Source organism: Streptomyces sp. 549 (assembly GCF_030124175.1).
In the GTDB taxonomy this organism is placed as follows: Bacteria; Actinomycetota; Actinomycetes; order Streptomycetales; family Streptomycetaceae; genus Streptomyces.
This window is the reverse complement of the sequence record NZ_JASKMT010000006.1, coordinates 134,954-158,299: the sequence shown is the minus strand read 5'-3', so window position 1 is coordinate 158,299 and position 23,346 is coordinate 134,954. Positions and strand designations below refer to the sequence as shown.

The 23,346-nt window shown below is 71.6% G+C and carries 22 protein-coding genes, 1 pseudogene and 1 riboswitch; of the genes and pseudogenes, 11 read left to right on the top strand and 12 right to left on the bottom strand.

Features of this window, described 5'->3' with window-relative positions; translation table 11 throughout:
• Positions 1–85 precede the first annotated feature (85 nt).
• Positions 86–1,429: a DUF445 domain-containing protein gene (locus tag QNO07_RS10100; RefSeq protein ID WP_283991402.1), complete on the top strand. Its 1,344-nt coding sequence runs from the start codon at positions 86–88 to the stop codon at positions 1,427–1,429.
• Positions 1,430–1,555: 126 nt separating this feature from the next.
• Positions 1,556–2,422: a fumarylacetoacetate hydrolase family protein gene (locus QNO07_RS10095; protein ID WP_283991401.1), complete on the top strand. Its 867-nt coding sequence runs from the start codon at positions 1,556–1,558 to the stop codon at positions 2,420–2,422.
• A gap of 56 nt (positions 2,423–2,478) precedes the next feature.
• Here QNO07_RS10095 and QNO07_RS10090 read toward each other — a convergent pair whose 3' ends face one another.
• Positions 2,479–3,603: a Gfo/Idh/MocA family protein gene (locus QNO07_RS10090; RefSeq protein WP_283991400.1), complete on the bottom strand. Its 1,125-nt coding sequence runs from the start codon at positions 3,601–3,603 to the stop codon at positions 2,479–2,481.
• A gap of 119 nt (positions 3,604–3,722) precedes the next feature.
• Between QNO07_RS10090 and QNO07_RS10085 the strand changes: the two genes are divergently transcribed.
• The 3 genes from QNO07_RS10085 to QNO07_RS10075 all read left to right on the top strand — a co-directional run bounded on the left by QNO07_RS10085 (position 3,723) and on the right by QNO07_RS10075 (position 6,463).
• Complete coding sequence (locus QNO07_RS10085) at positions 3,723–4,484, top strand: GntR family transcriptional regulator (protein WP_283991399.1); 762 nt, start codon at positions 3,723–3,725, stop codon at positions 4,482–4,484.
• Positions 4,485–4,623: 139 nt separating this feature from the next.
• On the top strand, positions 4,624–5,742 hold the full coding sequence (locus tag QNO07_RS10080) for a TIGR03364 family FAD-dependent oxidoreductase (protein ID WP_283991398.1): 1,119 nt from the start codon (positions 4,624–4,626) through the stop codon (positions 5,740–5,742).
• A 4-nt stretch (positions 5,743–5,746) separates the two neighbouring features.
• Positions 5,747–6,463, top strand: coding sequence for a phosphonatase-like hydrolase (locus QNO07_RS10075; RefSeq protein ID WP_283991397.1), 717 nt, complete (start codon positions 5,747–5,749; stop codon positions 6,461–6,463).
• Positions 6,464–6,546: 83 nt separating this feature from the next.
• Here QNO07_RS10075 and QNO07_RS10070 read toward each other — a convergent pair whose 3' ends face one another.
• Positions 6,547–7,326: an HAD-IIA family hydrolase gene (locus QNO07_RS10070; protein ID WP_283991396.1), complete on the bottom strand. Its 780-nt coding sequence runs from the start codon at positions 7,324–7,326 to the stop codon at positions 6,547–6,549.
• 186 nt (positions 7,327–7,512) lie between these two features.
• Here QNO07_RS10070 and QNO07_RS10065 point away from each other — a divergent pair, with 186 nt between their 5' ends.
• Both QNO07_RS10065 and QNO07_RS10060 read left to right on the top strand, forming a co-directional pair.
• Positions 7,513–8,172 carry a hypothetical protein gene (locus QNO07_RS10065; RefSeq protein WP_283991395.1) on the top strand — a complete coding sequence of 220 codons (660 nt, stop codon included), beginning with the start codon at positions 7,513–7,515 and terminating at the stop codon, positions 8,170–8,172.
• Positions 8,173–8,179: 7 nt separating this feature from the next.
• The gene (locus tag QNO07_RS10060) at positions 8,180–8,875 is read left to right on the top strand and encodes a class F sortase (RefSeq protein ID WP_283991394.1); all 696 of its coding nucleotides are present in this window, start codon (positions 8,180–8,182) and stop codon (positions 8,873–8,875) included.
• A 128-nt stretch (positions 8,876–9,003) separates the two neighbouring features.
• Here QNO07_RS10060 and QNO07_RS10055 read toward each other — a convergent pair whose 3' ends face one another.
• Both QNO07_RS10055 and QNO07_RS10050 read right to left on the bottom strand, forming a co-directional pair.
• Positions 9,004–9,819, bottom strand: a complete 816-nt coding sequence (locus QNO07_RS10055) for a CbtA family protein (RefSeq protein WP_283991393.1) — start codon at positions 9,817–9,819, stop codon at positions 9,004–9,006.
• Positions 9,820–9,836: 17 nt separating this feature from the next.
• Positions 9,837–10,064 carry a CbtB-domain containing protein gene (locus QNO07_RS10050; protein WP_283991392.1) on the bottom strand — a complete coding sequence of 76 codons (228 nt, stop codon included), beginning with the start codon at positions 10,062–10,064 and terminating at the stop codon, positions 9,837–9,839.
• Between the two features lie 6 nt (positions 10,065–10,070).
• Positions 10,071–10,217, bottom strand: a riboswitch (adenosylcobalamin (AdoCbl) riboswitch).
• A gap of 143 nt (positions 10,218–10,360) precedes the next feature.
• On the opposite strand from QNO07_RS10050, the gene QNO07_RS10045 reads away from it, so the two are divergent.
• Positions 10,361–11,419, top strand: coding sequence for a glycoside hydrolase family 6 protein (locus tag QNO07_RS10045; RefSeq protein ID WP_283991391.1), 1,059 nt, complete (start codon positions 10,361–10,363; stop codon positions 11,417–11,419).
• A 98-nt stretch (positions 11,420–11,517) separates the two neighbouring features.
• Here the strand turns inward: QNO07_RS10045 and glxA are convergent, their stop codons facing one another.
• Positions 11,518–13,473 carry a radical copper oxidase GlxA gene (gene glxA, locus QNO07_RS10040; protein ID WP_283991390.1) on the bottom strand — a complete coding sequence of 652 codons (1,956 nt, stop codon included), beginning with the start codon at positions 13,471–13,473 and terminating at the stop codon, positions 11,518–11,520.
• 103 nt (positions 13,474–13,576) lie between these two features.
• Complete coding sequence (locus tag QNO07_RS10035; protein WP_283991389.1) at positions 13,577–15,574, bottom strand: glycosyltransferase family 2 protein; 1,998 nt, start codon at positions 15,572–15,574, stop codon at positions 13,577–13,579.
• 637 nt (positions 15,575–16,211) lie between these two features.
• Between QNO07_RS10035 and QNO07_RS10030 the strand changes: the two genes are divergently transcribed.
• A complete protein-coding gene (locus QNO07_RS10030; RefSeq protein WP_283991388.1) occupies positions 16,212–16,517 on the top strand; it encodes a nuclear transport factor 2 family protein in 306 nt (101 codons plus the stop codon).
• A 190-nt stretch (positions 16,518–16,707) separates the two neighbouring features.
• Here the strand turns inward: QNO07_RS10030 and QNO07_RS10025 are convergent, their stop codons facing one another.
• Complete coding sequence (locus QNO07_RS10025; protein ID WP_283991387.1) at positions 16,708–16,908, bottom strand: hypothetical protein; 201 nt, start codon at positions 16,906–16,908, stop codon at positions 16,708–16,710.
• Between the two features lie 3 nt (positions 16,909–16,911).
• Positions 16,912–17,865, bottom strand: coding sequence for an MBL fold metallo-hydrolase (locus QNO07_RS10020; protein WP_349636821.1), 954 nt, complete (start codon positions 17,863–17,865; stop codon positions 16,912–16,914).
• Between the two features lie 605 nt (positions 17,866–18,470).
• On the opposite strand from QNO07_RS10020, the pseudogene QNO07_RS10015 reads away from it, so the two are divergent.
• Positions 18,471–19,687: pseudogene (locus QNO07_RS10015) on the top strand (IS110 family RNA-guided transposase).
• A 195-nt stretch (positions 19,688–19,882) separates the two neighbouring features.
• Here the strand turns inward: QNO07_RS10015 and QNO07_RS10010 are convergent.
• A complete protein-coding gene (locus tag QNO07_RS10010; RefSeq protein WP_283991386.1) occupies positions 19,883–20,107 on the bottom strand; it encodes a hypothetical protein in 225 nt (74 codons plus the stop codon).
• Complete coding sequence (locus QNO07_RS10005) at positions 20,104–20,298, bottom strand: hypothetical protein (protein ID WP_283991385.1); 195 nt, start codon at positions 20,296–20,298, stop codon at positions 20,104–20,106. The genes QNO07_RS10010 and QNO07_RS10005 overlap by 4 nt, the downstream gene beginning before the upstream one ends.
• A 501-nt stretch (positions 20,299–20,799) precedes the next feature.
• Here QNO07_RS10005 and QNO07_RS10000 point away from each other — a divergent pair.
• Positions 20,800–21,483: a helix-turn-helix domain-containing protein gene (locus QNO07_RS10000; RefSeq protein WP_283991384.1), complete on the top strand. Its 684-nt coding sequence runs from the start codon at positions 20,800–20,802 to the stop codon at positions 21,481–21,483.
• A 416-nt stretch (positions 21,484–21,899) separates the two neighbouring features.
• On the opposite strand, the gene QNO07_RS09995 is transcribed toward QNO07_RS10000, so the two are convergent.
• On the bottom strand, positions 21,900–22,157 hold the full coding sequence (locus tag QNO07_RS09995; RefSeq protein WP_283991383.1) for a hypothetical protein: 258 nt from the start codon (positions 22,155–22,157) through the stop codon (positions 21,900–21,902).
• Positions 22,158–22,490: 333 nt separating this feature from the next.
• Entirely contained in the window at positions 22,491–22,919 is a 429-nt protein-coding gene (locus QNO07_RS09990; RefSeq protein ID WP_283991382.1) for a hypothetical protein, read from the bottom strand.
• Between the last annotated feature and the right edge of the window lie 427 nt (positions 22,920–23,346).

Below are 23,346 nucleotides of genomic sequence, written 5' to 3'. Positions count from 1 at the left end.
GAATCGGCCGGGGCGTTCCGTTCCGGGCGCGGGGTGGTGGCGGGGGGACAATGCACGAGTTGACGGGCGACAACGGGCGGAGCGCATGCAACGTACGGAACAGGCTGGTCGGGCGGGTGGCGAGGGCGAGGGGCCGCTTGCCGCGGTGACGGATCTCACCCGCAATCTGGGGGCGTTCACCGCCGCTGACGAGGAGAAGCAGCGCGGTGTGCGGCAGATGAAGGCCATCGCCACCGGGGCACTGGTGCTCGCGGCGGTGGTGTACGTGCTGGCGGAGTGGGCGCAGAGCAGGGGCGCGGGCGCGTGGGCGGGTTACGTGGCGGCGGCCGCGGAGGCGGGCATGGTGGGCGCGCTGGCCGACTGGTTCGCGGTGACGGCGCTGTTCAAGCGGCCGATGGGCCTGCCGATCCCGCACACCGCGATCATCCGGACGAAGAAGGACCAGCTGGGGCGCAGCCTGGGGGACTTCGTCGGGGACAACTTCCTGTCCGAGGACGTGGTGCGGGGTCGGCTGCGCTCGGTGGGCATCGGTACCCGGCTGGGGGCGTGGCTGGCCCAGCCGGAGAACGCGGACCGGGTGACGGCGGAGCTGGCGACGGCGGTGCGCGGCGCGCTGGCGGTGCTGCGGGACTCCGACGTGCAGGCGGTGGTGGGGGAGGCCATCACCCGCCGGGCGGACGCGCAGGAGATCGCGCCGGGCCTGGGGTCGCTGCTGGAGCGGGTGGTGGACGACGGCGGTCACCGGCGGGTGGTGGACCTGGTGTGCGCGCAGGTGCACGACTGGCTGGTGGAGCACCGCGAGTCGGTGATGGAGGCGGTGGAGGGCGGCGCGCCGGGTTGGACGCCGCGGTTCGTCGACCACCGGATCGGGGACCGGGTGTACCGGGAGCTGCTGCGGTTCGTGACGGAGATGCGGGACATGCCGGCCCATCCGGCGCGGGGCGCGGTGGACCGCTTCCTGGGGGACTTCGCGAGCGACCTGCGTTCTGATCCGCAGACCCGGGAGCGGGTGGAGCGGCTGAAGTCGGAGGTGCTGGCGCGCGAGGAGGTGCAGGAGCTGATCGCCTCGGCGTGGGCGTCGGTGCGGGCGATGATCGTGTCGGCGGCCGAGGACGAGCAGAGCGAGCTGCGGATGCGGGTGCGGGCGTCGCTGCTGTCGCTGGGTGCGCGGCTGGCGTCGGACGGGCGGCTGCAGCACAAGGTGGACGACTGGATCGAGGGTGCGGCGACGCATGTGGTGACGACGTACCGGGCGGAGATCACCTCGCTGATCACAGAGACGGTGGCGAGCTGGGACGCGGATCAGACGTCGCGGAAGATCGAGGCGAACATCGGCCGCGACCTGCAGTTCATCCGGATCAACGGCACGGTGGTGGGGGCGCTGGCGGGTCTGGCCATCCACACCCTGACGCATGCGATCGGCGGTTGAGGCGCGTGGTGGGCGGGCCGTCCGAGGGGTGAACAGGGCCTTGTGCGCCCGCGCCCGCTCTTGGAGGATCGTCCGAAAGCGTCGGTGGCCGTCCCCATCGTGATCTTCGATGACGGGAGTGTGCCTGTGAAGCTGTTGCGAGTGGGACCTGCGGGGGCGGAGCGCCCGGCGGCGCTCGACGGGGCCGGTACGTATCGCGACCTGTCGGCCCTCGTGCCGGATGTCGACGGGCGGCTGCTCGGCGACGACGCGGCGCTGGCCCGTGTCCGCGACGCGCTGGAGGGCGGCCGGCTGCCGGTGCTGGACGCGGCGGACCTGCGGGTGGGGCCGCCGGTGGGCGGGATCGGCAAGGTGGTGTGCGTCGGCCTCAACTACCGCGACCACGCCGCCGAGTCGGGCGCCGAACTCCCCGTGGAGCCGCTGGTGTTCATGAAGGCCCCGGACACCGTGGTCGGGCCGTGCGACACCGTGCTGGTGCCGCGCGGCAGCCGGCGCACCGACTGGGAGGTGGAACTGGCGGTGGTCATCGGCCGGACCGCCCGCTACCTCGACGGCCACGACGCCGCGATGGCCTGCGTCGCCGGCTACACCGTCAGCCACGACGTCTCGGAGCGGGAGTTCATGTTCGAGCGCGGCGGCCAGTGGGACAAGGGCAAGAACTGCGAGACGTTCAACCCGCTCGGCCCGTGGCTGGTCACCGCCGACGAGGTGCCCGACCCGCAGGCGCTGGGCCTGCGGCTGTGGGTCAACGGCACGCTGCGGCAGGACGGCAGCACCGCCGACCAGATCTTCCCCGTGGCCGAGGTGGTCCGCTATCTCAGCCAGTTCATGGTGCTGCGCCCCGGCGACGTGATCAACACCGGCACCCCGGCCGGGGTCGCCAACGGGCGACCCGAGCCGAAGCCGTTCCTGCGCCCTGGGGACGTGGTGGAGCTGGCCGTGGACGGCCTGGGCCGGCAGCGGCAGCTGCTGGGCAGCGCCGCCGCCGGCTGACGGCCGGGCGCCGTCCGGGGGTCGGGTCCGTCAGGCGGTCGGGGTCCGGCTGGTGCTCAGGCCCCGGCCGCCGGGGTGTCCAGCCGCACGGTGCGCCCCTCGGCCGCCGACCGGCGGGCCGCCTCCAGCACCCGCAGCGCCGCGGCGGCCTCGCCGGCCGTCACCGGCGGGGCCGTGCCGTCGCGCAGCGCGGCGGCGACGCCCGCGTAGTAGGCGGGGTAGTCACCCGGCAGCGTGGGCACCGCACGCTCGGCGTCCGGGGTGCCGAGCGTGCCGGCCGCCGCCGCGGGCTCGGTACCCCACGCCGCGCCCGGCACCGGCCGCTCCCCGGCGCGCAGTGCGGCCTCCTGCGGGTCGAGGCCGTACTTCACGTAGGCGGCCTCGCTGCCCAGCACCCGGAAGCGCGGGCCCAGTTCGGCGGCGAGCGCGCTGACCCACAGGTGGGAGCGGACCCCGTCGGTGTGGGTGAGGGCGAGGAAGGTGTCGTCGTCTGCGGCGGCGCCCGCACGGCGCACGTCGGACTCGGCGTACACCGAGGTGACCGGCCCGAACAGGGTCAGGGCCTGGTCCACGACGTGGCTGCCGAGGTCGTAGAGCAGGCCGCCGATCTCCGCCGGGTCGCCCGACTCGCGCCAGCCGCCCTTCGGCTGGGGCCGCCAGCGCTCGAAGCGCGACTCGAACCGGTGCACCCGGCCCAGCGCGCCCTCGTCGAGCAGTCGGCGCAGGGTGAGGAAGTCGTTGTCCCAGCGGCGGTTCTGGAACACCGACAGCAGCAGTCCGCGGGCGTCGGCGAGCGCGGCGAGCTGGTCGGCCTCCGCGGCGGTACCGGCCAGCGGCTTGTCGACGACGACCGGCAGCCCGCTCTCCAACGCGCGCCGCGCCAGCGGCACGTGGGTGCGGTTGGGGGAGGCCAGGACCACCAGGTCGAGCTGGTCCGCGCGGGCGAACAGGCCGTCGGGCCCGTCGACGACGGTGAGCGGGTGGTCGCCGCCGCCGTGCTCGTCCACGGCCTGCTGCCGCCGGGCGGGGTCGGAGGTGACGACGGTGTCGAGCAGCAGGCCCTCGGTGGCGGCGATCAGCGGGGCGTGGAAGACCGACCCGGCCAGGCCGTAGCCGATCAGGCCCACCCGCAGGGGCCGGTCGGAGGTGGTGCTGTCGCCGTCGGGAACATGTGCGGTCACGGTGGGGCCGGCCTTCCGCCTGTTGCTGGTGGGGCGTGTGAGGGGTGCCCGCCATGCTACGTCCGGGGGCGGGCACGCCCCGGGGTCGGGCGCCGCGCCGCGGCTGGCAGGATGCGCGCATGGACGGCGACGGCATTCCGCAGGACAGCGGCGCACCCGTGCGTGCCGGGGTGCCCGAGCACGGCCGGGTGCCGAAGTACTACGCGGTCAAGGCGGAGATCGCCGGGCTGCTCGGCGAGTTGGGCGAGGGCGGGCCGCTGCCGACCGAACGTGACCTGGCGGCCCGGTTCGGCGCCGCCCGGGAGACCGTGCGGCAGGCGCTGCGCGAACTGCTGCTGGAGGGCCGTGTCCGCCGCCGCGGCCGGAGCACCGTGGTGGCCGGCCCCAAGCTGACGCAGCCGCTGTCCCTGGCCAGCTACACCGAGGGCGTGCGCAGCCGCGGCCACCGCCCCGGGCGCGCCATGGTCGGCCTGGACCGGCACCCCTGCCCGCCCGCGCTCGCCGCGGAGCTGGACGTCGCCACCGGGGAGCCGGTGTGGCACCTGGAACGTGTCCTGCTCGCGGACGACGAACGCGTCGGTCTGGAGAGCACCTACACGCCGGTGGCGCTGCTGCCCGGCCTGGCCGCCGACTTCGAGCCGTCCTCCTCGTTCTACCGCTACCTGGAGCAGCGGGCCGGCATCACGCTCGGCGGCGGCGAGGAACGCCTGGAGACGGTCCTCGCCACACCCCGGGAGGCGCTGCTCGTCGGCACGCCGCCCGCCCTGCCGATGCTGCTCATCCACCGCCTCTCCCGGGACGAGGGCGGGCGTCCGGTGGAGCGGGTGCGCTCGCTGTACCGGGGCGACCGGTTCAGTTTCACCGTGCAGCTGGGCACCTGAGAGCGAGCCCTGCCGGGAACGGTCCTCGGGCCGACGAGTCACGGTAGGGTAACGGGTCTGGTCCAAACGTGGCCGGGCGTTCACCGACCGGCTGCGCGGCAGGGCGGCAGCCGCCACCTGGGAAGGCGAGTCTCCCGACATGAGAGTCATCGTGGTAGGAGCCGGGGTGCTGGGCACCATGCACGCCTGGCAGGCAGTGGAACGCGGCCACCGGGTGGTCCACCTGGAACGTGAGGAACAGGCCCGCGGCGCGTCCGTCCGCAACTTCGGCCTGGTGTGGGTCGGCGGGCGGGCCGACGGCCCGGAACTGGAGACGGCGCTGCGGGCCCGGGAGCTGTGGGAGCAGATCGGCGCCCGCGTCCCGGAGGTGGGCTGGCGCCCGGCCGGCTCACTGACCGTGCTGCGCACGGAGGCCGAGCACGCCGTGGCGCGCGCCGCGGCGGCCCGACCGGACGCGGCCCGGCGCGGCTACGCGCTGCTCGACGCAGCCGCCACCCGCTCCCGCAACCCGGCGCTGCGCGGCGACCTGCTGGGTGCGCTGCACTGCGAACGGGACGCCGTACTCGAACCGCGCCCCGCGCAGCGGGCCCTCCAGGACGCCCTGCGCGCCAGCGGCCGCTACACCTTCCTCGGCGGCCGGGAGGCCCGCGAGGTGCACGGCACCGCGGTGCGCGACGACCACGGCGAGACGCACCGCGGCGACGCCGCCGTGCTGTGCACCGGCGCCTGGCTGGGCGGACTCGTCCGCGAACTCGCCCCCGAACTGCCTGTGCGCCGGGTGCGGTTGCAGATGATGCAGACGGCTCCGCTGGGCGAGCGGCTGCCCACCGCCGTCGCCGACGCCGACAGCTTCCGCTACTACCCCGCCTACCGCGGCCCCGCCCTGGACGCGCTGCGGGCAGGACAGCCGCAGCCCCCGGTCGCCGCCCGGCACCGCACCCAGCTCCTCATGGTCCAGCGCGCCGACGGCTCGCTGACCATCGGCGACACCCACGAGTACGACACCCCGTTCGGCTTCGACGTCACCGAGGACGCCTACGCCCACCTGGCCGCCACCGCCGCCGACCTGCTGGGCCGGCCGCTGCCCGGGGTGCGGCGCCGCTGGGCCGGTGTGTACGCGCAGTGCACCGAGCCGGACCGGGTCGTCGAACGCCGCCGCCTGGACGGCGGCGCGGTGCTCGTCACCGGACCCGGCGGGCGCGGCATGACCTGTGCCCCGGCGATCGCCGAGGCCACCGCGGACGAGATGGACTGGTGACGACATGAGCGGTACGCACACCCCGAACATCCGCCGGGACACCGGCGGCTCCGTACGCGGCACGGCCGTCCGGCTGGTGGTGCTCGACATGGCGGGCACCACCGTCACCGACGACGGCCTGGTGGAACGCGCCTTCGCCGCCGCCCTGCCCGGCCACGACGCGCAGCAACTCGACCTGGTCCGGCGGACCATGGGCGAGTCGAAGATCACCGTCTTCCGCCGGCTGCTGGACGGCGACGAGCAGGCTGCCCGGCAGGCCAACACCGCCTTCGAGCGGGCCTGCGCCGAACTTGTCGCGGACGGCGCCTGCACCGCCCTGCCCGGAGCGGAGGAGGCCGTCCGGCGGCTGCGCGGCCAGGGCCGGGCCGTGGTGCTCACCACCGGTTTCTCCCGCACCACGCAGGACGCCGTGCTCACCGCGCTGGGCTGGCACGACCTGGCGGACCTCACGTTGTGCCCGGCCGACGCCGGACGCGGCCGTCCCCACCCCGATCTGGTGCTCACCGCGCTGCTGCGCACCGCCGCCGCCGACGACGTGCGCCAGGTCGCGGTCAGCGGTGACACGGCCGCCGACATGCGCACCGGGGTGCGCGCGGGTGCCTCCGTGGTGGCCGGCGTGCTGACGGGCGCCCACCGCGCCCCCGCCCTGCGGGACGCCGGCGCCACCCACGTGCTCGGCTCCGTCGCCGAACTCCCCGACCTGCTCACCGCCCTGGACTGACCCCGCCCGTCCCCGCCCTTCCCGGTGTCTGCACGGCCCGAGCAGGGCGGGCGACCGAGCAGGGCGGGCGGACGGGTGACCGGTCAGATGAGGTCGACCAGGTCGGCGATGGAGTCGACCACCCGCGTCGGGCGGTACGGGTACCGGTCGATGTCCTCCTTGGCCGTCAGGCCGGTGAGGACGAGGAAGGTCTCCATGCCCGCCTCCAGGCCGGCCAGCACGTCGGTGTCCATCCGGTCGCCGATCATCGCGGAGGACTCCGAGTGCGCGCCGATCGTGTTGAGGCCGGTGCGCATCATCAGCGGGTTCGGCTTGCCCACGAAGTACGGCTCCTTGCCGGTGGCCTTGGTGATCAGGGCCGCGACGGAACCCGTCGCCGGCAGCGCCCCCTGCGGGGAGGGGCCGGTGTTGTCCGGGTTGGTGGCGATGAAGCGGGCCCCGTCGTTGATCAGCCGGATGGCCTTCGTCAGCGCCTCGAACGAGTAGGTGCGGGTCTCGCCCAGGATCACGAAGTCGGGGGCGTGGTCGGTCATCACGTAGCCGGCGTCGTGCAGCGCGGTGGTCAGCCCGGCCTCGCCGATGACGTAGGCGGTGCCGCCCGGGTGCTGGGTGTGCAGGAAGTTCGCCGTGGCCAGCGCCGAGGTCCAGATGTTCTCGGCCGGCACCTCCAGGCCGATCCGGTTCAGCCTGGCGTGCAGGTCCCGGGCGGTGTAGATCGAGTTGTTGGTGAGGACCAGGAAGGGGCGGCCGGACTCGCGCAGCTTCCGGATGAACGTGTCGGCTCCGGGCACGGGAACGCCCTCGTGCATCAGCACGCCGTCCATGTCGGTGAGCCAGGATGTGATGGGCTTACGTTCTGCCATGTTGCCGGTCTCCTGTACGCAAGTGCCTGCTCGGGCGCCGGGACGACTCCGTTCCGCGACGCCCCCAGCCTAAGGGCCGGTCACGGCCCGCCCGGCAGGGCCGCGGGTCGCCCGATCGGCCGTCCCCGCGATGCGGAGCCGCGGCGATGGGTGGATCTTCGGAAGGTACCGAGCCGGAGGTTCTTGATGACTACCGCACGCACCAACAGGGTCACGCTCAGCACGGCACTGGTCACGCTCGCCGTCTGCGCCGTCAGCGCCGTCCAGGCGGTGCCCGCCACGGCCGCCGTCCACGAACCGCGTTACGGGGAGGGGTCCGTGGTGGTCTACCCGTCCACCGTCCGGGCCGGCGGCGAGGTCAACCTGCGCGTCGACGCCTGCGACGGGGACAAGGGCATCGCCCGGTCCAAGGCGTTCGTCGCCTCGGTGGCGCTGAAGGCCGCAGCCGACCAGACGCTGACCGCCGATGCGAGCATCCTGCGGGCCATCGAACCCGGCTCGTACCAGATCACCGTCGACTGCTACGACAAGACGGGCAATCTGAAGCCCGCCATCGCCGAGGGCCGGGTCACCGTGGTCGGCCACCGCCCGACCCACAAGCCGACGTACCAGCCCACGCACCACCCGACGCACCACCCCACCCACCACCCCGTGCACCCGACCGCTCCCGTGCGGGCAGGCGGCGGCGGGACGGCCGTGAACACGGCCGCCGCGGACAGCTCGCGGGTGCCGCAGACCGCGCTGCTCGGGCTGGCCGGGGCCGCCGCGGCCGGGCTGGCCGGTGCGGCGCTGCTGAGGCGCCGCCGGGCGGCCGAGGCCGCCGCACGTCCCGGCGGCGACCGCTGATCCGGCCGTGTCCGAGGAGACCCGGTCGGCCGGCAGCGGGCGGCTGATGACCGGTGCGGCCTGGGCCGTACTGCTGCTGGCGCTGTGGCTGTGGGGCAAGGATCTCACCGACGGCGACTTCGGGGTGCCGGTCTTCGGCGACGTCTCTCGGTCGGCGCAGACGGCCGACGGCCGCCCGCTGCCGCCCGCGCACGCCCCGCTGCCGGACGCGGCGGGGCCGCGGGCCGCACCGGTCCTGATGGAGATCGAGCAACTGGGGGTGCGGGCGCAGGTCGTGCGGCGGGGCCTGGACGCCGACGGGGCGATCGACCCGCCGCCGCTGAGCCGGGCCGAGAACGTCGGCTGGTACGGCGCGGGCCCCGCGCCCGGCGCGGCCGGGGCGGCGCTGCTGGTGGGCCACGTCGACACCGAGAGCACCCGGGCGGTGTTCTACGGGCTCAGCACCGTCGAGCCCGGCACACAGGTCAGGGTCACCCGTGCCGACGGAACGACCGCGGAGTTCACGGTTGAGAGCGTCGACGTGCTGCAACGCCGGAACTTCGACGCCGCCAAGGCCTACCAGGCCCGCGACGACGGACGGGCCGAGCTGCGCATCATCACCTGCGGCGGCAGCTTCGACCGCGAGCAGCGGGCCTACACCGCCAACGTCGTCGTGTCCGCCTACCTCACCGGCACGGGCAGCGCGCCGGGCGGCGCCGCCTGAGCCGGCCGGAGGCGGCAGCTGGCAGCGACCGGCGCCGACAAGCAGCGACCGGCGGCAGGCAGCAGCGCGGGCCCGCTCGCCGCGGTCCTGGAGGACCGCGAGCAGCGGGCCCGCGCGTGCCGTGGCCGTCAGCCGGCGGGCGCGGGCCGGGGTTCCCGGTCCGAGGCGGGCCGTGCGGTGGCCGCCCGCATGCCGAGCACACCGAACACCGCGCCCAGCGTCGCCCACATCAGGCCGTGCGACAGCAGCGACAGCACTCGGAAGTCCCACAGCAGCTCCGGCGGCACCGGCACGGGGTCGGGATTGCCCGGCAGCAGGAACAGCACGGCGCCGGTGGCGGCCACCGCACCGGCCACGGCGAGGTGGCGGACCGGCTGCGCACGGTCGGCGAGCCGCAGGTGCAGCTGCCAGGCCAGCGCCATGCCCAGCACGCCGATCACCAGGGCGGCCAGCCACAGCAACTGCCGTTCGGCCACGGTGCCGCCGTCGCCGACGCCCGGCGGGGTGGCCGGGTAGCGCAGTGCGGGCAGCAGGGACAGCGCGAGGAAGGCGGCTCCGGCCAGCGTCATGGCGCGAGGCCACTCCCGGGCACCGGGCGCTTCGCCGGAGCGGGCACCGGCCCGCACCCCGCGGTGGACCAGGCTGTACACCAGGGCGAAGAACACCCCGACGGCCAGTCCGACCACCACCGCCGTCACCACGAGGCCGAAGTGCTGGGTGCCGCGGGAGAAGACCTCCTCGGCCTCCGCGGCATGGCCGGCTGCGTGGTCGTGCCCGGAGCCGGAAGCAGCCGAGCGCTCCTCCTCCAGGGCGATCGCCCGGTCCATGACCGGCTCGGCGAGCAGCAGCGCGAACAACCCCGTGACGAGGCCGGCCGCGCCGCCGGCGAGAAGACCGTGCCGCAACGCGGGCAGCACGGGGTAGGGACGTGTCGTGTCGTTCATGGCGGAAACGGCCCCGATCAGTGGCAGGGGGCGCCGAAGAGGTGCCGTCCGTCGTGGGAGAACTCGTGCAGGTACTCGCCTGTCGCGGCGATGACATGGCCGTTGTCCATGAAGACGGCGTAGAGCGCGATGAGGGAGATCACCACCGCCGCCGCCATGATCGCCCAGTCGCGGGCGCGGTGAGTGGCGTCGGCCGAGGGCAGTGCCGTGGTGCCGGAGTGAGTGGTGCCGGAGTGCAGGGACAACTCGTCAGCCTCCTTCTCGGGGTTTCCACGCCCCGATCAGCGCAAAGGCGACGCCCCAGTTCCTGACTCCCCCGCGAGGGCGGGGTCACAGTGGCGGGACCGTCCCGGGTTCGCACCGGGTTCCTGGGTGTCGTCGCCGCGATATGAACATGTGTGACGGCCTGTGCCCGGATAGGTGTCCGAAGCTGTCGCCGGGGGCCCGGAGGGCGTCGGAAGGAGGGTCCCAGCACCGCGCGGGGGCTGTCAATGTGCCACGATGGGGGCGACCGGTTAGCTCCGTATCCAAGGGGGAGTGGATGTACGGCACTGACGCCGGCCGCACGCACCGCACGCACCGCACCGTTCGACCCGGCGTCCTCGCCGGTGGGGCGGCAGCCGCCGCCATGGTGGTTCTCGCCGGCTGTTCGTCGTCCGAACCGGAGGGCGGCACGGGCGGCAACGGACCCAGCGACCGGCCCGAGCGGGCCGGGGCGCCGTTCTGGGTGAACCCCGAGAACAAGTCCGCCAAGGCCCTGGACGAGGTACGCGGGAACGGCAAGAAGCAGGAAGCGGCCCTCATCGAGAAGATCGCCGAGCAGCCCGTCGGCGAGTGGATCGGCACCGACGACCCGGAGGGCGACGCCCGCCGGGCGACCGAGGCCGCCGCGAAGCAGGGCGTGCCCGCCCTGATGGTGCTCTACAACATCCCGCACCGCGACTGCGGACAGTACTCGCAGGGCGGAGCGAAGGACGGCGCCGCCTACCGGGACTGGCTGGGCAAGGTGGTCAAGGGCATCGGGGACCGCGAGGCGTGGCTGGTGATCGAGCCGGACGCGCTGCCGCACATCCTGGAGCCGGGCTGCGTGCCGGAGGCCAAGCACGCCGAGCAGTACACGCTCATGAACGAGGCCGTCACGGAGCTGAAGAAGCTGCCCGCGACGAAGGTCTACCTCGACGCCGGCAACCCGCACTGGATCCGCGACGCCGGCCGCATGGTCGAGCCGCTCAAGCGCGCCGGGATCGACAAGGCCGATGGCTTCTCGCTCAACGTGTCCAACTACCAGACGACCGAGGAGAACGTCGAGTACGGCAACAGGCTGTCCTCGATGGTCGGCGGCAAGAACTACCTGGTCGACACCAGCCGCAACGGCAACGGCCCGATGGAGGGCGACGAGGACGCGGAGGCCTGGTGCAACCCGCCGGGGCGGGCGCTGGGCCAGGCACCGACGACGGACACCGGTGAGGAACGCGCCGACGCCTTCGCCTGGATCAAGCGCCCCGGTGAGTCCGACGGCACCTGCAAGAGCGGCCCGGAGGCCGGCGAGTGGTTCCACGACTACGCCCTGGAACTGGCCCGCAACGCCGAGGCGGGCTGAGCCCGCACGTCCGTCGCCGCTTCTCCCGTGAACGCCGGTGGGGGCCGGCAGCCCACCTCGGCTGCCGGCCCCCACCGGCGTTCTGTGCGTCCGCCAGGTCAGCCGAGGGACGCGTCCACGGGGACGTGGACCCACACCGCCTGTGACGGGGTGCCCTCGCCGTCGACGGCGTTCACCATGTAGTAGCCGGGCGGCACCAGCGTCGGGTCCTTCGGCAGGGTGACCTCGATGCCGTCGTCGGTGGTCTCGAACTCCAGCGCGACGGACCGCTGCTCGATGTTGGTGACGTGGGTGAAGGAGCTGGGCCGGATCAGCCGGACCTGCTTCACCTTCGCGGCGTCAGCGGTGCGGAACTCCGCGGTGCCGCCGAGCTCGACGACCTGCGGCTTCTCGCCGTCGTCGTGCAGTTCGGGGCGCTCGTCGCGGAACAGGTAGGGCGGCGACCAGATGTCGATCTGCTGCTCGAACTCACCCGGCTTGGTGTTGGCCTCGTCGTCGAACAGCGAGTCGGAGCCGAACGTCATCACCTTGCCGTCGGGCAGCAGCAGCGCGCCGGAGTGGTAGTTCCGGCCGATCAGGGGATCGGCGACCGGGCGCGAGGTGTTGCTGCGGGCGTCGTACAGCTCGGCCTTCAGTACGTTGCTGTCGCTCCAGCCGCGGTAGCCGCCGGAGCCGTTGGTGGTGAGCACCGAGTCGTCGGGCAGGATGACGCTGCTCGGGTAGCGGACCGGCGCGTACAGCTTCGGCCCGTCCTTGAAGCGCGGTGTGTTCTCGGTCAGGTCGACGATGCGGGTCTTGTCGGTCACCTTGCGGCTCTCGCCGATGCCGCCGCCTCCGAGCACCATGTAGCGCTGGTTCTGCGCGGGCGGCAGCAGCACGGCCATCGCCGTCTCCAGCGCGTCCGGGTCGCTGAGGCCCTTGATCTTCGTGAAGCGGTCCGTCTTCCAGTCCCACAGGCCGGGCGTGCGGCCCTCCTCGGCGGGGCCGTAGCCGGAGCTGGTCCCGGAGTAGAACAGCCGGTCCTTGCCGGCCAGGAACATCGCCGGGTAGGTGGGGAAGTAGCGCTGCTTGGGCAGCGTCTGCCACTTCTTGGTCTTCGGGTCGTAGATCTCGACCTTCTCGGACACCTCACCGATGTCGTCGAGTCCGGAGACGGTGAGGACCCGGCCGTCCTCCAGAGTGGTCAGCGTCGGGTACCAGCGGGCGTCCTCCATCGGGTCGACCGGCAGGTACTTCTCCGCCACGGGGTCGAACTCGTACGCCTCGTTGATGCCCTGGAAGTCCTTCTTGTCGAAGGACAGCTTGTTGGCGATGCCGTAGACGTTCTTGCTGTCCTGGCTGCTGAGCCCGACGACGCTGTACTGCTCGGTGTCGCCGGTGGCGTGCTTCTTGCCCTTGTGCTTCGCCTCGACGTAGATCCGGGACTGGCTGGCGGTGACCTCGGCCTCACCGGTCACCGGGTCGATGTCCTTCTTGGCACGCGGCAGCAGCAGCGACTTCTGGGTGACGAAGGACTTGCCGCTCTTGTTGCCCTTGAAGCGGGTCCCCTCGGGCAGGGTCATCGGCTTGTCGGGGTTCTCGTTGGAGACGATCATCAGGCCGCCGGCCTTCTCGACGTCGCCCTCCAGCGTCTCGTACCGCTGGGTGCCGCCGGCGATCAGCAGCTTGCCGTCGGGCAGCTGGGTGTGGCCGGAGCAGAACATGTCCTTGGGCGTCGGAATGTTCTTGTAGGTGTTCTTCTCCGGGTCCCACAGCACGCTGCGGAAGGTCTTCGCCTTGAACTGCTCGGCGTCGTTGCCCGACCCGGCGACCAGCAGCACCTTGCCGGTGTGCAGCAGCGCGGCGTGGATGGTGTTGACCCGGTACTTCGCCGGCACGTCCAGGACCTGCCACAGGCCGTTCTCGGCCTTGTAGCCGGCGCGGTTGATGTTGTACTGGTTGAACTGCTCGGTGCTGAAGCGGATCAGCCAGGGAGCGTTCATACCCGCCACCACGAGCAGCGCCGCGCTCGCGATGCCGATGCGTTTGGCGCGACGGCTGGGTCGGTAGTTCACCGGTTCACTCCTGTGCATCTCCCGGATGTCGTCCGGGGAGGTGGTTCTTCGACGGCCTGCGCACGCGGGGAGCGGCCGTCAGCGGCGCGCTCCCCGCGGCAGGTCACGGCTGGTGGGTGGGGCGCTGCCCGAGGTCCATGGGCATCGTCCGGTCCGGGGCGGTCGGCCAGCCGGTGTCCGCGGCTGCGGTGTGCGCCGGGGCGGACGGGTCCGGTTGCGGGGCGGGCTCGGCTGCGGGCTGCTCCGGCCTGGCCCGTGCGGACCGCCGCTGCTGCCTGCGGCGCTTCTTCTCGGCCCGCACGGTCACCTGCCAGCCGATGATCGGCGCCGCCGTGATCAGCAGGGCCAGCGAGGCCCAGGTGATCATCGCGGGGTGGTCGTGGCCGAGGAAGAACGAGCCGATCAGCGATCCGCCGAAGACGGCGATGAAGAACAGGTGGATGCGGAACGTGCCGAAGAGCGTGTCCGGGCTGGCCGAGTCGCCCTTGGGCGTGACCACGAACTTGCTCTTGCGGCGCAGCACGGCGTCCAGCAGCGACCGGGCGTAGATGGGCGCGGACAGCGCCGACATCAGCATGCCGGCGAGTCCGCCGGAGCCCTCCGGCTCGTGCGGCGAGACGTTGTGGCGGCGGTTCCAGATGTACAGGCCGACCTGGAGCGCCGAGGCGTTGCCGTAGAGCATCATCCAGATGACCGGGTCGATCTGCACACCCGAGGCCCCCAGGCCCAGGAAGAGGGCGCAGCTGAGCGCGGCCAGGATCCAGTTCAGCGCCGAGATCGGATAGAAGATGATCATCATGGTGTAGTTGAAGAGCTTGCCCACGGGGAGCGAGTACCAGCCCTTCCAGTACTGCCCGATGATCGTCTCGAAGGTGCCGCGGGACCAGCGGAGTTGCTGGGTGAAGAAGTCGGTCCAGGCGTTGGGGCCCTCACCGACGGCCAGCACGTCCGGCGTGTACACCGAGCGCCACTTCTTGCCGGTGGCGGGGTTGCGGGTGCGGTGGATCTCGAAGCCGGTGGCCATGTCCTCCGTGATGGAGTCGTACAGGCCGCCGATCTGCTTGATCGCGGAGATGCGGACGGCGTTGCTGGTACCGACGAACATCGGCGCGCCGTAGAAGTTGCCGGCGCGCTGGATCAGTGCGTGGAACAGGAACTGCTGGCTCTCGGCGGCCTTGGTGACGAAGTTGTCGTAGTTGCCGTAGACCTGCGGGCCGATCACGAAGCCGATGTTCGGGTCGCGGAAGTAGCCCAGCATGCGCTCGAGGTAGTTCGGCAGCGGGATGTGGTCGGTGTCGACACCGGCGAAGAAGTCGTAGTTGTCGCCGTGGGCGTCCAGCCACGCGTTGTAGTTGCCGTGCTTGGTCTTGGCCCGGAACGCACCCTTGGCGGTGTTCCACTTCGCGACGCCCTTGCGGCTGAAGTGGTGCACGCCCAGACGGCGGCAGACCTCCTTGACCTCCGGGTCGTCGCCCTCGTCGAGCAGCCACACGTGCATGGTGCCGCGGTGCCGGATCTTCACGGCCGCCTCGAGGGTCTTGGTGACCATCTCGATGGGTTCCTTGCCGGGCACGAAGGAGGTGAGGAAGGCGACGCGGGTGCCGGACTCGGGCACCACCGGGACCGGGTCGCGGGCGACCAGGGTGGCGTGCGAGTTGGACAGCACGTTCAGGGTGCGGAACAGCTCGATGAGGCCGATCGCGACCAGCATGACGATGTCGAGCTTGAGCACCAGGTCGGAGACGGAGCCCTCGTCGCGCTCGGTCCAGTGCTGGGGCTGCATCAGCCACAGGAACAGGCCCAGCGACACCAGGGGGGCGGCGGCCAGCAGCAGGGCCGCACGGATGCGGTGCGGCTCGTCGCCGATCAGGCTGCGGTACTTGACGCGGTAGGGCTTGTTCGGGTCGGGCTGGGTGAGCGGGCCGGCGAGCCGGCTGTAGTGCTCGTAGTCGTAGCGCGGCGGCGCCTTGCGCGGCCAGCGCACGCCCCGACCCAGGGTGTCCGAGCCACCGGTGCGGTGCTGCCGGGGTATGCGCAGCTTGGTGGTCATCGACGGGTCGTCGTTGTCACGCGGCCGATCCGGGCGTGGTGCCGACGTCATCTATCCATCCCCCCACACGCAGTGCTCTGCGTGCCCTCGTTCTGATCCCGCGTCCGTGGCCCCCGTATCAGCCTGATCGGGGTGAATCGGGCGCGGCGGGTGCGCCGCCGCTTCCTCTACAGACATGGGGCGGTGTCTTCCGGTTCCGGTGCCGCCGCTCTTGATCTCCCCTGTCAGGCGCGTGCCGGTCCGATGACTGCCGGTCAGCTTCTCGGACTACCTCACATGATCGCAAGAATGATACGTGGTGTTTTCTCCTGATGGTCGGAATTGTTGGGGCGAATGTGATCAAAGAGATGTGCGCGCAGCGGAGTGAACCGTTCCGCCACGAGCCGGTCCCGCCGCGAGCCGCACGCCCGTGGCGGCTGGAGCGCGGCTCCAGCGGGCCTGCGCCGGGCCCGGCGACGAGGGCCGCGTCACGTGCCGCCGGCCCGGCGAGGGGCCGGACGGTGAAGGGAGTCCGTGCCGCAGGCCCTCCAGGAAGTCTCCAGCACCCCCGTCACCGGTGGTGCGACCGTGCCGCCGCCCGTCTCGGGCGACCTCTGCGCGGAGGTGCGCACCTACTACGCGGTGCAGATGCGCCGGGTGGACGCGCTGGACATCGAGGGGTTCGCCGACACGTTCACCCCCGACGGGCGTGGTCGTCCACCCCAACGGCGTGCGCACCGAGGGGCGGGACGCCATGGTCGCGGGCATGCGGAAGGCACTGTCCCGCTACCGCGGCATCGCGGTGCGGCACTGGTTCGACCACCTGCTGATCGAGCCCGGCCCCGAGGGTGCGCCGGCGGTGTCGTCCTGCTCGCTGGTCAGCCGTACCGACCGGGAGGGCGACGTCACCTTCGAGCCGACGTTCGTCGTGGAGGACACCCTGGTCCGCGTCGACGGCCGACTGCTCACCCGGGAGCGGATCATCCACCGGGACACCCCAGGCGACGACAGCTGAACCGCACGGCGACCGCGGCGGGACCCCAGGGAGGTCCCGCCGCGGTACTGCGCCGTTCGGGTGGCGCGCCGTGTGCGGGTGGCGCGTTGTGTTCCGGGGTCCGGGGTCCGGGGTCCGCGGTCCGGGGGGTGGTTCGGGTGCCCCCTCCCCCCGGCGGACGGGCCGCCGGGGGGAGGGGGCACCCGACACGTCAGTCGATGCCCCGCCAGATGTGCGGCTCCAGGCCGTCGTCGTCCTCCCCGGCCAGCAGCAGGGCCGGGCCGCCGAGCGGCAGTGCTGGGGCAGCCGCGGACGGCGCGGCGAACAGCTCCCTGAGCCGGTCGGCGGGGATGTGCTCCGACGGGCTGGTCGCTTCGGGGGGCTCGCGGTGTTCCTTCACGGGGGTGCTCACAGGTCAACTCCCTTGTTCGTGTTCAGGCACAGCAGTCCGGAAGACCGCCGTGGAACTCGACCATCTCCTTGAACGATCCGAACACATCGATCCGCCCTCCTGGTGGCAAACCGCGCAGTTCGGCGAAAGCGCGATGCAGATTGCCCACCAGGCGCTCGGAGTCGAGCAGTTCGGCGAAGGCGCCCGGCTCGGCCCGCCGCGCCGTCTCCAACGGGTGAGGCCGGAACGGTGGCCCTCCTCGGCCAGCCGTTCGATCCATCGCAGGTAGGACTCAGTCTGATCCAGCAGCTCCGGCCCCGCGACCGGACCGTGCCCGGGCACGACCGTCTCGCAGCCCAGCTCCCGGGGCCGGTCCAGGGCCCGTAGCGAACCGGTCACCGAGCCCATCAGCAGGTACGGCGTGACACCGGGCCACACCAGGTCGCCGTTGAAGACGACCCGGCGGTCCGGCACCCACACCACGGTGTCGTTCGCGGTGTGCGCGGGCCCCAGGTCCAGCAGTTCCACCCGCAGCCCGCCGGTGTGCAGGGTGAGCCGGTCGCGGAACGTCACCGCGGGCAGCGTCAGCTGGGTGTCGCCCCCACGCGCCGCGTCGGGCCACAGCCCGCGCAGGCCGAGCCCGGCCTCGGCGGCCTCCGCCCGCCTCCCGGCGGCGGCGACCACCTGGGCGCGGGGCGTGAACTGGGCGTGGCCGAAGGTGTGGTCGCCGTGGAAGTGGGTGTTGACCACGAAGGCGGGCCCGCCGGGGCAGATCCGCTCCACCTCCTGCCGCAGCCGCCGCGCCCTGGCCTCGGTGGCCGCGGTGTCCACCAGCACGCCCGCAGGGCCGTTCGGGTGATCCCCGCCCACGGCGGCGCCGTCGCCCACGACCAGCCCCGCGTTGCTGACGCACCAGCCGCCGGGCGGCTGCTCGTACGCGTACACGCCGCCGGCGACCGTGCGACCGACCGCACCCATGGGCGAGTTCCGCGCCCGCTTCCCCTACGGCTACGGCGTGCTGCGCAGCCAGCCGTGGGTCGGCGCGTTCGGCACCTTCCAGCCGTTGGAGCAGCCGACGGTCGTGGAGCGCAAGGGCTACCCGGTGGGCCTCGTCGTCCAGGCCGACGACGACCCGCTCGACCACTACGCGGGCGGTGTCGCGATGGGCCGAACGCCTCGGCCACCACCTGCTGACCGTCGAGGACTCAGGCGACCACGAGGTCTACGCACTCGTCGGCAACCCGCACGTGGACGCGGCCGTCGACGCTACCTGGCGACGGGTGAACTGCCCCCGGCAACGTCACCGTCCCCGGCGCCACCCCCGTTATGTTTTTCGCGGTCCTGCAATGGGGCCGCTGGCCTCCGGGCCCGGCATGACTGTTGCCCCCTGTCGAAGTCGATGACCTGGGGGGTGGTGTCACCGGGTCCGGGAGGTGCCGTCGGAGACGCTGATCAGAGGTCCGGCCGCCACCCGGTCCGGCGCAATGCCGGACAGCTCGCGGATGGCAGGTCTGCATAACGTGGATGCGCGAGTACGACACCGACGCCGAGGCCGGCACCGTCAACACCCCTGGAAGGGCGGCATGTTCGACACCGAAGACGTGGGCGTGTTCCTCGGCCTGGACGTCGGCAAGAGTGCTCACCACGGGCACGGGCTGACCCCGGCCGGGAAGAAGGTCTTCGATAAGCAGCTGCCCAACAGCGAACCGAAGCTGCGGGCCGTCTTCGACAAGCTGACCGCGAAGTTCGGCACCGTGCTGGTGATCGTGGACCAGCCCGCTTCCATCGGCGCCCTGCCCCTGACCGTCGCCCGCGATGCGGGCTGCCAGGTCGCTTACCTGCCCGGACTGGCGATGCGCGGGATCGCCGACCCCTACCCGGGTGAGGCCAAGACCGACGCGAAGGACGCCGCGGTCATCGCGGACGCCGCCCGCACCATGCCCCACACCCTGCGCTCGCTGGAGCTCACCGACGAGATCACCGCCGAGCTCACCGTGCTCGTCGGCTTCGACCAGGACCTCGCCGCCGAGGCCACCCGCACCAGCAACCGGATACGCGGCCTGCTCACCCAGTTCCACCCCAGCCTGGAACGAGTCCTCGGCCCCCGCCTCGACCACCAGGCCGTCACCTGGCTGCTGGAGCGCTACGGCTCCCCGGCCGCCCTGCGCAAAGCCGGCCGCCGCAGACTCGTCGAACTGATCCGGCCCAAGGCCCCGCGCATGGCCACTCGGCTGATCGACGACGTCTTCGACGCGCTCGACGAACAGACCGTCGTCGTGCCCGGCACCGGCACCCTCGACATCGTCGTGCCCTCCCTGGCCGCCTCGCTCGCCGCCGTCCACACCCAGCGCCGGGCCATGGAAGCCCAGATCAATACCCTGCTGGAGGCCCACCCTCTTTCCCGGTCCTGACGTCAATGCCCGGCGTCGGCGTCAGGACCGCCGCCGTCCTGCTGGTCACCGTCGGCGACGGCACCAGCTTCCCCACCGCCGCCCACCTCGCCTCCTACGCCGGCCTCGCCCCGACCACCAAGTCGTCGGGCACCTCGATCCACGGCGAGCACGCACCCCGAGGCGGAAACCGGCAGCTCAAACGCGCCATGTTCCTCTCCGCCTTCGCCTGCATGAACGCCGACCCGGCCTCCCGCACCTACTACGACCGTCAGCGAGCCCGCGGCAAGACCCACACCCAGGCCCTCCTCCGCCTCGCCCGCCAACGCATCAGCGTCCTGTTCGCCATGCTCCGCGACGGCACCTTCTACGAATCCCGCACACCCAGAGCCGTCGAGCTCGCCGCATAACCCCAGCAACCCGAACCACCCAAAACCCGGCAAGGGTGCCTTGACGAAAGACATAGAGGCACCCCCCGCCCGGATGTCCCGGCGGACGCGCGGGGGACCCGGCTGCCTGACGGCCGTCCGGTGCTGCGGCTGTGAGGGCCCTGGCCGGGCCCCTCCACCCCGCCGACGTGTCCTCATCGTGCTTCCGGGCGTGGGCTACCCGCGCGCTTCCTCGGCCAGGTTGCGCAGCCGGTGGGCCGCGAGGTCCACCGCGAGGGCCTCCGCCAACTCGGTGGTGACGTACCAGGTGTGGCCGGTGAGGTCCTGGTGGCTGCCGTGATGCGCGCGCTGGAGAACGCACGCGAACCGCGCCGCGCACGCGGGCGGCAACTGCAACCAGGCGGGTCGGCACGCGCCGCAGACGTCGTCGCGAACGCTCACCGGACACCACCGGAGCGCACGTGTACGTGCTGCTGGGCGGAGCGCACGCGCTGCCGGGCGGAAGCCCCGTGCTGCTGGGCGAGGCGCAGCCAGGCCCCGGACAGCCCGCCCGTCACGGCGACGATGGTGAGTACGGGCAGACCCGTACTCACGAAGGCCGTCCAGGCGTGCCTCAGAACGTCACCGATCATCGAGTGCCCCCCACCCGCATGCCGTGGATGACCCACGGGCCCACGTCCACCCCGTCGAGCGCCAGCGCCGGAGCGGTACGACGCTCGGCCTGCTCATGCGCCAACACGTAGGGGCGCACCATCACGGTTGCATCGCCGTCGATCACGTTCCGGTGACGCCCGGAGTGCCGGCAGGCGGGCGCTGTCCGACGGGCCGGGCGCGGCGGGTGCGCCAGGCGAGTGGGGGTGGCAGGGCGTCGGGTGGGTGCTGGGCGGTAGGGGGCCGCCGCGCTGAACGGGCGGCGCGGCGATGAGCAGCACGAGGTCCCTCGACGGCACTGGTGGCCGCCTGGTACGCACGCTCGCCACCAGATGACGAGACGGAGGACAATGCCCACGTCGACCTGCTTTCCTCAGGTTGGCCACGCCCCCGGACGGCTCCACCCGTCGCGGGGGTACTTGCCGCCCAGCCTTCGCCTTCCGCGATCGTGCTCACCAGTTGACTGCTGTTGACTACGCTGGGTGTCAACAGTCAACGGCTGCCCGGAGATTCGCGTGAAGGACTTCGCTGCCAAAGCTCGCGCTGCGCTTGAGACCAACGGCATGACCATAAGAGGGGCCGCCCGTGCGCTCAGCTACGACGTCGCGTACCTCTCGCGCGTCCTGAACGGGAAGCAGGAACCGTCCCCTCAGTTGGTCGCGGCCCTGAACCGACTACTGGGTGCCGACGGCACTTTGGCGCTGCTCACCCCCGACGACCATGAGCGGATGGCCCACGGGGTGGCTCATCCCGCTCGCGTCGACGCTGAGACGGTGGAGGCCTTCGCAGCTGTGCTGGCCGCTCAACGCCGACTCGACGACGCCGTGTCCGCCGCCGCGATGCTGCCGGTCACCGCCGTCCAGTGGGAGACCGTGGAGCAGCTGGCCCGGGAGGTGCGAGGCCCGCACGCGCAAGGGCTGCACCGGGTGGCGGCGGAATGGGTCCAGTTCATGGGGTGGTTGCACGCAGAGGCGAGGAACGACGCGGAAGCCGCGCGATGGCTCACCGAGGCCGAGGACCGCGCCGATGATGTCAACGACGGCGTCCTCGCCGCGCAGGCCGCCAACTTCAAGGGCTATCTCGCCCGCCAGCAGGATCGTCCGCGTGCTGTCCTGCGCTGGTTCCTCACCGCCTACCACACCCCTGGCGCCGCACCGCGTCGGTGACGCAGTGCAGGCCGCGCACGGTTACGCGCTGCTGGGGGAACGTGAACACGCCAGGCGACTGCTGGGAGAGGCGGGCGACCTTGCGGGCTCCGCCGGGAACACAACACCGCCGGGGACGGCGTACTGGCTGACACCGACGTTCTCCCGCATGGGGATCGGCTTGGCCCACCTCGCCCTGGGCGACCACGCGGACGCCAAGGCGAATCTCCGAGCCGGGCTCGCAGGACTGCCTCCGGACCAGCATGTAGCCGAGTGGACACAGGAATACCGGCACGCCTTGGCACAGGCCGAGAGCGCCGGCTGAAACCGCTCGCCACGTCGGGTTGCTGGGAGCGGTTCGCTGCCGCGCGCCGCACGCGCGGTCCACGGTGGAGCCCATGGTCGCGTCGAATTGCAGAACATGCGACGGAATTGGGTCAATCATCGCTCCAGCACACCTCCCAGCGGCACTCCGCGAAGAACTCCTCGAGGGCCTCGTAACTCTCCACCCAGTAATCACCCAGTCCTGTTGCATGGTCGGGGTCAAGAAAGAGAAGTACGAGGAAGCTCGACGGCACGTCATTCATTCTCTTGATGATCACGTAGCGCCCGCGCTCCTCCCCGTCAGTTATTTCACCCAGCACGTTGACTCTGATGTCTCGGCACACTTGGGTTTCCTCCAGTCGTCTCGGCACGTCGGATAAGCTGGCCCGTCACGTCAGGAATAGCGAAGAAGTTCGCCTCGTAGCACGCGACACAAGGGACCGCAGTCACTCTGCTGAGGAGCGGTTGCGGTCCCTTGTGTGACTACGGATCAGTTCATTTCGACTGACTTCTTAGGCGGCGCGTCTTGCGTACCGAGATTACTCCTTGAGTCGCCCAGATCGCCGCAATACCTAGTAGTGCCGCTGTGTACGCGAGATTGTCGCTCGAAACCCAGACGGCGAGCAGAGTAAACAGCACCGCCATCAAGAAGCTGAACTTGGGGGTCGGACCCTTCTGCCCACTGGCCGGGCCCCTGAGATCCACTATGAGCACCCCCATGCAGAAACGACGACACCAAGAATAGTAACGCCAGTTGGCCCGGCGCCGATGAAGCCGAGGCCAGCGACGCCGAGCCCTGCCGCACACTTCTGTGCCTGCGTTTGTTGCTCCGGCGTCATCTTGGTGCCCCCGACGAATCTGTACTTCTTCCCTTTGTACGAGACGCATCCAACCGAAGAAGAGCAGTAAGTAGTCGCCGGTAGTTCCCGGTAAGCGCGCTTCCCGCACCCGTCTCCCGGGTAGCAGATCCTGGACTTCTTCACCTTTACGCACTTCTTGGGCGCACAGACCTTCTTCATCGCTGCCGCCTGCGCCGGGCTCGACTGCGCCGCGGTCAGAATTGTCGCAAGGAGAAATGCCAGTGCGGCAAATGATCGTCGGTCAAAATACCTGCCGGTTGCGAACGTTCGCATCTTCCCCCAACCTCTTGCATCTCCGCTGATAATCCGGCAGTGGCGCCGGGCTGGAGATCCCCGAAAAGTGACCTGGTCAGGGAGGACACTCCCACTCTCAAAGAGGTGTGTCAACTTGCCCTTGTTCGGCTTCTGAGGATGATTAGGTACTTCAATGTTACCGCTCGAGGGTGAGTGCGGCTTTGGTGCTTGACGCCATTCGAACCGGCCCACCGCGTAACTTGCAGAAGGTGCGCAGGGGTAGCGCGGTTATCCGCGCTCGACAGATTCGCGGGCTGTACGAGAGCCCAGTTGAGGGTGCACCGGTCGGGGTGAGTTCATTGTCAGGTCTGTCGTCTGAGCTCGATAGCGCCCAGCAACCGGCCCCTTGGCCGGCACGCTCGGCGAGGACGAGCACACTCTGGTGGTCTCAAACCCGGAGGGCGCT

Coding starts and splice junctions, on each gene's coding strand:
- QNO07_RS09990 (WP_283991382.1), bottom strand. CDS start 22,919: ATGCGAACGTTCGCAACCGGCAGGTATTTTGACCGACGATCATTTGCC.
- QNO07_RS10075 (WP_283991397.1), top strand. CDS start 5,747: ATGAGCGGTACGCACACCCCGAACATCCGCCGGGACACCGGCGGCTCC.
- QNO07_RS10100 (WP_283991402.1), top strand. CDS start 86: ATGCAACGTACGGAACAGGCTGGTCGGGCGGGTGGCGAGGGCGAGGGG.
- QNO07_RS10065 (WP_283991395.1), top strand. CDS start 7,513: ATGACTACCGCACGCACCAACAGGGTCACGCTCAGCACGGCACTGGTC.
- QNO07_RS10045 (WP_283991391.1), top strand. CDS start 10,361: ATGTACGGCACTGACGCCGGCCGCACGCACCGCACGCACCGCACCGTT.
- QNO07_RS10085 (WP_283991399.1), top strand. CDS start 3,723: ATGGACGGCGACGGCATTCCGCAGGACAGCGGCGCACCCGTGCGTGCC.
- QNO07_RS10005 (WP_283991385.1), bottom strand. CDS start 20,298: ATGATCGGTGACGTTCTGAGGCACGCCTGGACGGCCTTCGTGAGTACG.
- QNO07_RS10080 (WP_283991398.1), top strand. CDS start 4,624: ATGAGAGTCATCGTGGTAGGAGCCGGGGTGCTGGGCACCATGCACGCC.
- QNO07_RS10070 (WP_283991396.1), bottom strand. CDS start 7,326: ATGGCAGAACGTAAGCCCATCACATCCTGGCTCACCGACATGGACGGC.
- QNO07_RS10020 (WP_349636821.1), bottom strand. CDS start 17,865: ATGGGTGCGGTCGGTCGCACGGTCGCCGGCGGCGTGTACGCGTACGAG.
- QNO07_RS10035 (WP_283991389.1), bottom strand. CDS start 15,574: ATGACGTCGGCACCACGCCCGGATCGGCCGCGTGACAACGACGACCCG.
- QNO07_RS10055 (WP_283991393.1), bottom strand. CDS start 9,819: ATGAACGACACGACACGTCCCTACCCCGTGCTGCCCGCGTTGCGGCAC.